4 protein-coding genes are annotated in these 5,486 nt (G+C 37.1%); 3 read left to right on the top strand and 1 reads right to left on the bottom strand.

Going from position 1 to position 5,486, the window contains the following annotated elements; genetic code table 11:
* Window positions 1-833, top strand: an 833-nt coding sequence (locus ABF281_RS06960; protein WP_347180958.1) for a T9SS type A sorting domain-containing protein, incomplete at its 5' end; no start/stop codon positions are given.
* 2 nt (window positions 834-835) lie between these two features.
* Entirely contained in the window at window positions 836-1,504 is a 669-nt protein-coding gene (locus tag ABF281_RS06955) for a fibronectin type III domain-containing protein (protein ID WP_347180957.1), read from the top strand.
* 73 nt (window positions 1,505-1,577) lie between these two features.
* On the opposite strand, the gene aroB is transcribed toward ABF281_RS06955, so the two are convergent.
* Window positions 1,578-2,639 (bottom strand): 3-dehydroquinate synthase, encoded by a 1,062-nt coding sequence (aroB, locus tag ABF281_RS06950; protein ID WP_347180956.1) that lies wholly within the window; start codon window positions 2,637-2,639, stop codon window positions 1,578-1,580.
* Window positions 2,640-2,809: 170 nt separating this feature from the next.
* On the opposite strand from aroB, the gene ABF281_RS06945 reads away from it, so the two are divergent.
* Window positions 2,810-5,486: DUF5011 domain-containing protein (locus ABF281_RS06945; protein ID WP_347180955.1), on the top strand; the 2,677-nt coding region annotated here is incomplete at its 3' end.

Raw genomic sequence — 5,486 nt, 5'->3', positions numbered from 1 at the left:
TTACCAAAAAAGTAGGAAATTTAACTGCAGGCCAAACCATTACCTATGCATGTAAAGTTGATTTTGCAGGAGGTTTAGCTGTGACGAAGTTTTTCTCTTATACGGTTGGGGAGAGTTGTAATGGTAGTGGAACATTCAGTCTACCTACAAATAATTTTAAAATCAAAACCACAGGAGAAACATGTCCTAATAAAGAAAATGGAAGGATAGATATTGAGGCCAAACTCGCTTATACTTATTTAGCCAAGTTGAATAACAAATCTTATGATTTTATAGGTGATGATTTGTCTATCCCTAATTTAAGCCCTGGAGATTATCAATTGTGTATTGAGGTTTTGGGAAAGGAGTATGAGCAGTGTTATGAATTGGTTATTGAAGCAAGCAATAGTGTAAGTGTAACAAGTGTTGAGAAAAATAAAGTTTCAAGTATTGAAGTAGAACAAGGTACTGCTCCGTATAAAGTTTTTGTAAACGGAGAGAAGATCCTCACTTCCTCAGCGTCAAACATCACTATTCCTGTTGTAAACGGAGATGTGTTAGAAGTTTTTTCTGATAATGATTGCGAAGGTTCCTATCGTACGCAAGTATTTTTAGAGCAAGAGGTTAGGATGTATCCAAATCCTACAAAGGACAAAATCAATATCTATTTATCTGATCAAAGTGAAGAGGTATCTATTGAGGTTTACAATACGTTGTCAAAACTAATTCTTTCAAAAGTATACACGCCTACAAACAATATCATTACGATTGATCTGAGTCATCTACCTGCGGGTGTTTATTATCTCAAATCACAGGTTGTGAAAAACAGTATTTTAAAAATTATAAAACGATAAAAATGAAATATTTATTCTATTTTTCTTTATTTATTAGTGTTCTTTCTTGCTCAAAGTCAAACGGTGTTGAGAACAATCTTGAAGTGCCTGTCTTGCTGACTCCAGCGGATAACTCCTTTTGTATAGACTCAAACTTAAGGCTGTCTTGGAGAATGTCTGAGGATCAAGATTTGGCTGAGGTTACTTATTTGATTCAGGTTTCTGATCAAGAAAATTTTTCTAGCACAGCAAAAGAATATGAAAGTCAAGAGGCTTTTAGGATTTTTAGTTTTGAGAAAGATCAAACTTATTATTGGAGAGTTTGCGCTGTTGTAGCAGGACAAAGAAGTAAATTTTCATCACCTTTTCAGTTTTACACAGAGGGAACAGGTGCAGTAAATTATATTCCATTTACACCTGTGCTAAAAACTCCCTTGCCGGATCAATTAGTTGGCTCAGGAGAAGTTTTACTATCGTGGACAGCAAATGATCAGGATGTAAACGATCCTCTAGTTTACGATGTTTATTTTGGTACACGCGAGGAGAGCATTGAAAAAATAAAGTCTGACGGGGTCAATGAATCCCTTACAATCACGACCGAATCAAGTCAAACCTATTACTGGAAAGTCGTTTCAAAAGACAACCGTGGGGGTGAAGCCACAAGTGATGTTTGGTCTTTCAAGACAGAATAAGATTTTATTCAATCTCAAAAAAAAACCTACTTCGCTTAAAAGAAGTAGGTTTTTTTTGTGATTGAAATTAGTGCTAAGCTCTGTAGTAGTCGAGAGATTCTGAGATAAGTGCTACAGGTACTTTACAATCTATTTCATATTTTTCAATTCCTCTAAGCAACACAAAAAATACTTGACCATTTATGTTTTTCTTATCATGTTTCATCAAGTCAATGATCGCTTCGTAATCTTCTGTTAAAACCGGAACTTTTCCAAAAATATTGACAATGGTGGATTTTATTACAGCTAAATCGCTTTCTGGAAAGTCAAGTAGCTTCGTGGAGAGGTAAGCCTCGGTGATCATACCCAAAGCGATAGCTTCTCCATGGGTTAAATTTGTTTTGTGATCAGTATCCAAGAAATAAGACTCAACAGCATGACCAATGGTGTGGCCAAAGTTTAAGATTTTACGCAAGCTTTTTTCTAGTCGATCTTCTAAGACGACTTCATTTTTTATTTCTATGGACCTATGGATCAAAGCCTCTAGTCCTAATTTGTTCTTTGGAGTGGTAAATCCATTCCATAAATTGCTGTCATAGGTCAAACCATATTTAATGATTTCTGCCATTCCAGAAGTTGTTTCTTTTTCAGAAAGTGATTTTAAATACAACGTATCTATCACCACCATTTCAGGATCTGCGAACAAACCGATTTGATTTTTTAAGACCCCTAGATCTACTCCAGTCTTACCACCAACAGAAGCATCTACCATGCTCAATAGCGTTGAAGGAATATTTATGAATTGAATTCCACGCTTGTAAGCAGAAGCCACAAATCCTCCCATGTCAGTAATCACGCCACCTCCCATATTGATCAGTAAACTTTTTCTATCTGCACCTAAATCAGTTAGGGCTTGCCAAATACTCATACAAGTACCTAGGTTTTTATTGACTTCTCCTGATTCAATTTCAATGATTTCAAGAACAACATCTACTGTGATTTCTTGTTGAAGAATAGGTAAACAGTGTTTGTGCGTGTTTTCATCTACCAAAACAAAAACAGTTTTAAAGTCTTTTTTGCTGATGAATGAGTTGATCGCATCATAGCCATTGTTTTGAAAATAAACAGGATAGCTTGTGGATTGTATTGTGTTCATATTTGGGTTGTCTATTGAATACAAAATAAAGATAAAATATTATAATTTTAAGTAAAATCTAGTATAAAATATCACGCATCAATTTTTTTGTTTATTTTTATTGGCAATTATAGATTTAACCCAATTATAATATAAAATCTTTTAGATTAGATTTTCAAAATATACAGCTCATGAAATTTGGTAAAGGCTTGTTTTTTTTACTGTCCATCATTAGTTTGACTCAACTGCTTGCACAAGCACCAGTCCCTACTTTGTCATCTTCAGTATCTTCACCAACAACAGCTACCTCGATTCCTGTAACAGTTAATTTTGACCAGGAGGTTCAAGATTTTAATTTGACAGGATTTCAAGCTCGATTTTTCGGTTCAGTTGGGGTGCCAAATGTAAACACTCCTGCATGGACGCACACAACAACCAACAAGATTACTACACAAAGTCAGAATGTTCTTGGTGTTCAAAAGACAGTAGTGAAATTTCAAGATGACATTAACAACGGATTGGTAAGTGCGCAAATTCCTTTAGATTCTTCGAATTGGAGCGACATCAATGCTTATGGAGCGACATTTAGTGGTACCTTTAGGATGGAAACTGGGCCTGGAGGTGAAGGTGGTTTTTTTACCGGATTACAAGATGATGCTGTTGACAAACGTTACGGAGTTTTACATGAAATTGTAAATGGAAAAGTTCGAATTAGAGTGGTCGATGGTGGATCTTTTTCTGTAACATTAGATGGTTTAGGAGGTAGACCAAATATCAGTCAGGGAGATTGGTATGCTTTTGAGGTAAGAGTACCTGTAGGGCTAGGAAATGCAGATATTTTGGTCAATGGTGTACATTTGGGTCAAATTAGTTTTGACACCAATAACGGAGGTTCAGGAAGTAAAGTGATCATTTCAAGTGGAAGTTCGGGGTCCTCTAATAGAACATTTTATGTAGAGAATTATGGAGTAGACATACCAGATAATGCTATTCCCGACATACAAGTCACAAACGGAAGTGTAAATTCAAATTCTTTTACTCAAGTATCAGCATCACAATACACATTTGATGTCAATGTAGTTTCACCCGGAACGATATCTGTTGATATACCCGCAGGGATTTGTACAGATTTGGCAACGAGTAGCATCAGCAACACTGCCTCAAATACCTTAACCATTGAATTTGATAATGTTGCGCCATCTGTCAATGCTGCCATCTATTCCTCATCTTCTTCAAAACTAGTATTGTTACTCTCCGAAGTTATTGATATTACTTCAATTGACTTGACCAAATTGTCTGTGCATGAGTTTGGTAGTTTAGATCAGATTTCTCTTGAAAATGCTACCGTAAACACTAGTGCAGATTCAAACTCCATTTCGATAACGCTTGACGCCACAACCAACACAGAAATTGCGGCATTGACCACCCCTTTGTTAGATCAATCTAGCAGTGCATTTTCTGATTTGGTAGGAAACAATAGCAACCAGGTAGTCGATATAGGTTTTACGATAGACAACAACCCACCTGTGCTTACCCTTTTAGGGGATAACATTGTGACCTTAGAGGCTACAACTCCTTATACGGATGCTGGAGCTACTGCTTTTGATGACGAAGAAGGTGATATTACAGGTGATATTACCGTAAGTGGAACTGTGGATACCAGTACCATAGGAACTTATATTTTGACTTATAATGTTTCTGATGTGTCAGGAAACAATGCTACTGCATTGACAAGAACGATCAACGTAACAGTTTTTGAGCATATATATGAGAATGGCTGGGTAAATAGAGCACCAAGTCTTTCTGATTCACAAAATAATGTACTGATCAAAACCAATGCAACCATAGGTGCTAATTTTGGATGTGCTGTGCTGACCATAAATTCAGGTGCCATCCTCACCATACCAGATGGAATGTTTATGGAGGTTGATGAATTGGTTTTAGACGGAGATCTTTATTTGGAAGGCGATGCAGAACTCATCCAGACAGAGGTTACAAATACCAACACAGGATCAGGATTGTTGTATAAAATAATAGATGATGCCACGAGTTCTGGATATAGATATAGTTTTTTGAGTTCTCCAGTTCATACCTCAGGTTCTTATCGTCTGTCGGCAAATTTAAAGTTCAATACTGGCCTTACGCTTGGAGACAATACAAATCCAACTTTTATAAGTACGGATTCAGATGGATTTGGGACGACCTTGAGTAGTGTTTGGTTTTATATTCTTAATGGCCCCGCAACCTATACCAAAATAAATGAAACTAGACCTTTGTTCCCTGGAACAGGGTTTACGATGAAGGGTACCAATCAAGCCAATGATTTCAATTTTATCGGTAGCCCAAACAATGGAAACATTATACCACTATATGTAGCAACAAATGATTATGCACTTGTTGGAAACCCTTATCCATCAGCCATTGATGGAGATGTGTTCAATACAGCCATGCTAAACAATAACACAACCAATGGAACTATTTATTTTTGGGATCAACCTACTGGAGAATCTCACCTCCAAGATCAATACAATGGGGGCTATGCGACACGAGCGGGTGGAGTAGGAGCGGCAGCTCCTGGGGTCACTTCGGCTAGTGTACCTACAAATGTGATCAAGCCTGGTCAAGGATTTGTTGTTGTTGGGGGAACTGCAGGAGGGAATATTACTTTTACCAATAGCATGCGTATTTCGAATACCAGTTCTAGTGGAGCCACATTTTTTAGAACAGGGAAGTTCACTACGGTTCAACCTGTAATTAGATTAGGATTTGAATTTGAAAGTGAGCAAGGGACTTACCATAGACAATTGGTGACCACGCCAAATGGAGGTACCTTGGGTTATGATCTCGGTAGAGATGCCAAGATGTTAG

The organism is Wenyingzhuangia sp. (genome assembly GCF_039768515.1).
Taxonomy (GTDB): domain Bacteria; phylum Bacteroidota; class Bacteroidia; order Flavobacteriales; family Flavobacteriaceae; genus Wenyingzhuangia.
This window is presented reverse-complemented; position numbering and strand designations above follow the sequence as displayed.